A 3,928-nucleotide genomic window follows, 5' to 3' on the forward strand; every position below is an offset into this window, starting at 1 on the left:
CGCTCATCACACCGCACAATCGCAGGATGAATAACAAGTGGCGCTGGGAAGCCAAATGCTTAGGCGATGACCCCGCAAAATACGACCTCGACAATAGGACATCTAATAAGGCAGCAACCGCCCGCGAATTGTGCGCCGGGTGCCCCGTGAAACGTGAATGCGCCACCGATGCCCTGCAACGTGAAGCGTGGGGCACAGTACGCGCCGGGGTATGGCTCCCAGGTAACGGGCTAATGAACTACCAGCAGCAGAACTACATCGACGTACTGAAGCGCGTAGCAGCAGGGGAGGATGCGTAATGGAACTGTTTAACGACCATTTCCAGAACTTCAAACGCTACTCCATCCCCAAGGCGCAGCTAATCTGCGCCGATATCCCCTACAACCTCGGGGTGAATGCCTACGGCTCCAATCCTAAGTGGTACGTGGGTGGCGACAATAAGAACGGCGAATCGGAGCTAGCGGGCAAGCAGTTCTTCGACACGGATAAGGACTTCCGCGTCCCGGAGTTCATGCACTTTGCTAGCCGCATGCTGCGCAAAGAACCGAAAGAGCGCGGCCAAGCCCCGGCCATGATTGTGTTCTGCGCATTCGACCAGCAATGGGCGTTGATTGAGGAAGCGAAGAAGTACGGCTTTAATCACTACATCAATTTGGTGTTTCGCAAGCCCAGCAGCCCGCAGGTGCTCAAGGCCAACATGAAAGTGGTGGGCAATGCGGAATATGCGCTTATCTTCTACCGAAACAAACTACCTAAATTCCGTAATCACGGGCGCATGGTCATGAACATCATGGACTGGGCCAGGGACGGTAGCCACATTCCTAAAGTGCACCCCACGCAGAAACCCGTGGCACTCATGGAACGCCTTATTGACTTGTTCACTGACCCCGATGATGTAGTCATTGACCCATGCGCGGGCAGCGGGGCCACGCTAGTAGCCGCTGAAAATCTAGGCCGCAAGTCTTACGGCTTCGAAATCAAGAAAGACTTTTGCCAAGCATTCGAGAATGAGATGCGGCACGCCGTCACACCCGCGTTGACATTCGGCACCGACCCGCAGCCCATCATTGCGCAGCCACTGTGGGGTGAGCCAGCATGACCCCATTGGAAGCCAAAAAGCAGCTCAACCGGGTTGAAGCAGGGGGCCACGTCTCCCAAGGTGTTGCAGTCGCTGCGTTAAATGATGTGGCGGGCCTGCGGTATGAGTACGCCGCCCAAGTCTGGCGGCCACTACTCGAAAAGTGGCTATTTTTGGGGCCGTCTGGATTGTGGGAAACACCCCGCCGCGCCCGCTGGTACATGCTCCCCACTACCGCCGAGCGCATGGCCGTTGAAAAGTATCCAGGCGAACAAGTGCGAATTATGACGCGCCCTTACGGCCAGCCCGTGCCATTGAGCGAGGATGAGCGCGAGGAAGAATGAGAATCGGCAGCATGTTTAGCGGCTACGGTGTTACATGAGATTCTTTCACGCGCATGACTAAAGCCCACCGTGCGGGTGGACCAATTGGGCACACGGTGGGCTTTAGCGCTTGGCAATGGAAGAGATGCAAGCACAAATCATCATACACGGAAAGTTACACCATGCAACAAACATTCACCATGCCACTGTCATTCCAACGGCCGCCACTTAATCAGAATGACCGCATACACTGGGCAAAGAAAGCCCGCATCGTTAAATCCACACGGTATGAAGCGCGCATGAGGGCAAGATCCATGCGCCTGCCAGTAGCGAAGAATAGTATCACCGTGCAATTCTGCTACCAGCCACGCGATAACCGGCGACGTGACCCCGGTAATCTCACGGCAACATCCAAACCAATCGTGGACGGCCTAGTGGACGCTGGGATTGTTCCCGATGATTGCCCGCCGTATGTGCGGGAACTCATGCCGGAAATTCTACCTGCGGTTAAAGGCGAACCTGCGAAATGCTGGCTCCGCATATGTTACCTGTAAATGTTGCATGACGTAGCATTAATAGGGTAGCGTCAAACACGTGAATCACAGACCCCCATGCGCAGGTCATGCCGTATTCACCAACCCCCAACCAGTAGACCCCAACACCATTGATGCGATGGAAATGTGTACCTACTGCCCCCTCCGCAAACAATGCGCACTCGACGCACTAACCGCCGGGGACAGTCTCGACAAAGTACACAAACAACCCGCCACAGGAGTCATACAGGCCGGGGTGTGGTGCAACGGCGACCAAGACACCGCCAACCAACTAGCAGCCATAGCCGGTGTTGACGCGCCACAAATAGGGCCCCATGCGCGATTCACACCACCCCCCAACTGTCGAGGGTGCGGAAAACCAATGACTACACGCACAAAAGGAATACCACTAACAAAAGACGAACTAACCCACGCGGCGCACGGATACTGCCGAATCTGTGACGCTAAACGCCGCCGCCAAAAAGATTGGCAATCAACCCAACCAAAAAACACCACTATTTTCACTTGGAGAGAAAAAAGACATGACCGCAACACTGGCCCTGGCCGTAAGCATCATCACACTCATCCTGGCAATCGCCCTCGTCGTGATGTTCCGCGACCAGGCCCGAATCGTAAAGGCGTGCAAGAAAGCCTATTTTAGTCCCGTCACTATTGATGTGGTGGGGGATAAGGCCAATATTCCTGCACGTGCCCATGCTCATGATGCGGGGTTTGATGTGCGCATTAATGAAGATGTGCATCTTGCGCCGGGGGAACGCGCACTAGTGACTACCGGTATCCGCTTAGGGGTTCCTGAGGGGTACTATGTCGCGGCTGTTCCGCGTTCCGGTATGGCGCACAAAGTGGGGGTCACGTTGAATAATGCGCCTGGCACGATTGATGCTGGGTATGAGGGCATTGTGTACCTGAATTTGATTAATCACAGCCCTAAGCGTGTTGTGCTGCATAAGGGGGATCGTGTGGCGCAGTTGGTGGTTAATCGTGTGCAGCCTGCTGTTATGCGGCGCGTTGATTCGCTTTCTGGTGATACGACACGCGGTGCTAATGGTCATGGTTCCACGGGGGTGAAGTAATGAGCGACATGGTGAACCACCCGCCGCATTACACCGGATTCAGTAACGGCGCTGAGGTTATCGACATCACGGAGAATCTCACATTCAACACAGGGAATGCTTGCAAGTACGCCGCCCGGGCAGGCCGTACCGACGGGCGCAATAAGGGGGCCGTGATTGAAGACCTCAACAAAGCAATCTGGTACCTACGTCGCGAACTAGAGCGCTTGGGGGCTACCGATGGATGATTTTGAGCGCTCGAAGTGGCAACACCCATCCATGAAGAACCGTATCGACGCTGAAATAATGGCCATGGAGCATGGTCTAGGCATCGACGCCGTAGACCCTCAAGAGATTGAACCACCCGCCGTTAAGCGAATGAAACGGGGAGGGCGTAGGAAACCACGGGGGTACACATTCCCATGGTGGTAAAAGAATGCCCTTGCCCCAACAAAATCAAATACTCAACCAAGAATGAAGCGCGCCAAGCCCTACATCATGAATGGCGTACAGGCCGCCGTAAGCGCATGCCACTGCGCGTCTACAAGTGCGCATGCGGAGGATGGCACACAACATCGAAGCCCTACAGGTGGTGGAACAATGAATCGTGAATACCACGTAGTCCAGGTCTATGACCGTTGGGTAGTTGCAACACGCTGGTCTATTGAATCTTTGGCCGATAGGCGGATTATTGCGAACTTTGCCGACCGATCCAGGGCTGAAGATTGGCTAGAGAAGTACATGGCATGGCTAGGCAAGTTGCACGAGGTAACAGTGTGATGTAACATGCGGTTGTGTTTGGTGGCCACGAAGCCTAATGCGTAAACCACCAAACACCAGGCCTATCACCTGATACAAAGATAGTTCCCACACTATGACGATAGGAAGCACAATGAGCTACGAATACCTAACAATCATCGC

5 protein-coding genes are annotated in these 3,928 nt (G+C 54.4%); all 5 read left to right on the forward strand.

Annotated elements, in window-relative coordinates:
- A partial coding sequence (locus HMPREF0308_RS05710) for a WhiB family transcriptional regulator (RefSeq protein WP_005529603.1) occupies positions 1–299 on the forward strand: 299 nt, incomplete at its 5' end.
- Positions 299–1,099 (forward strand): DNA-methyltransferase, encoded by an 801-nt coding sequence (locus HMPREF0308_RS05715; protein ID WP_005529605.1) that lies wholly within the window; start codon positions 299–301, stop codon positions 1,097–1,099. The genes HMPREF0308_RS05710 and HMPREF0308_RS05715, both read left to right, overlap by 1 nt.
- Entirely contained in the window at positions 1,096–1,422 is a 327-nt protein-coding gene (locus HMPREF0308_RS05720; RefSeq protein WP_005529607.1) for a hypothetical protein, read from the forward strand. Before HMPREF0308_RS05715 ends, HMPREF0308_RS05720 begins: the two co-directional genes overlap by 4 nt.
- Before the next feature lie 970 nt (positions 1,423–2,392).
- A complete protein-coding gene (gene dut, locus HMPREF0308_RS05730; protein ID WP_005529611.1) occupies positions 2,393–3,028 on the forward strand; it encodes a dUTP diphosphatase in 636 nt (211 codons plus the stop codon).
- Entirely contained in the window at positions 3,028–3,255 is a 228-nt protein-coding gene (locus tag HMPREF0308_RS05735; protein ID WP_005529612.1) for a DUF3310 domain-containing protein, read from the forward strand. The genes dut and HMPREF0308_RS05735 overlap by 1 nt, the downstream gene beginning before the upstream one ends.
- The last annotated feature ends 673 nt before the right edge of the window (positions 3,256–3,928 follow it).

Source organism: Corynebacterium striatum ATCC 6940, assembly GCF_000159135.1.
Lineage (GTDB): Bacteria > Actinomycetota > Actinomycetes > Mycobacteriales > Mycobacteriaceae > Corynebacterium > Corynebacterium striatum.

What these genes read in the sequence shown, in the direction of transcription:
- HMPREF0308_RS05715 (WP_005529605.1), top strand. Translation starts at nt 299, where the DNA reads ATGGAACTGTTTAACGACCATTTCCAGAACTTCAAACGCTACTCCATC.
- HMPREF0308_RS05720 (WP_005529607.1), top strand. Translation starts at nt 1,096, where the DNA reads ATGACCCCATTGGAAGCCAAAAAGCAGCTCAACCGGGTTGAAGCAGGG.
- HMPREF0308_RS05735 (WP_005529612.1), top strand. Translation starts at nt 3,028, where the DNA reads ATGAGCGACATGGTGAACCACCCGCCGCATTACACCGGATTCAGTAAC.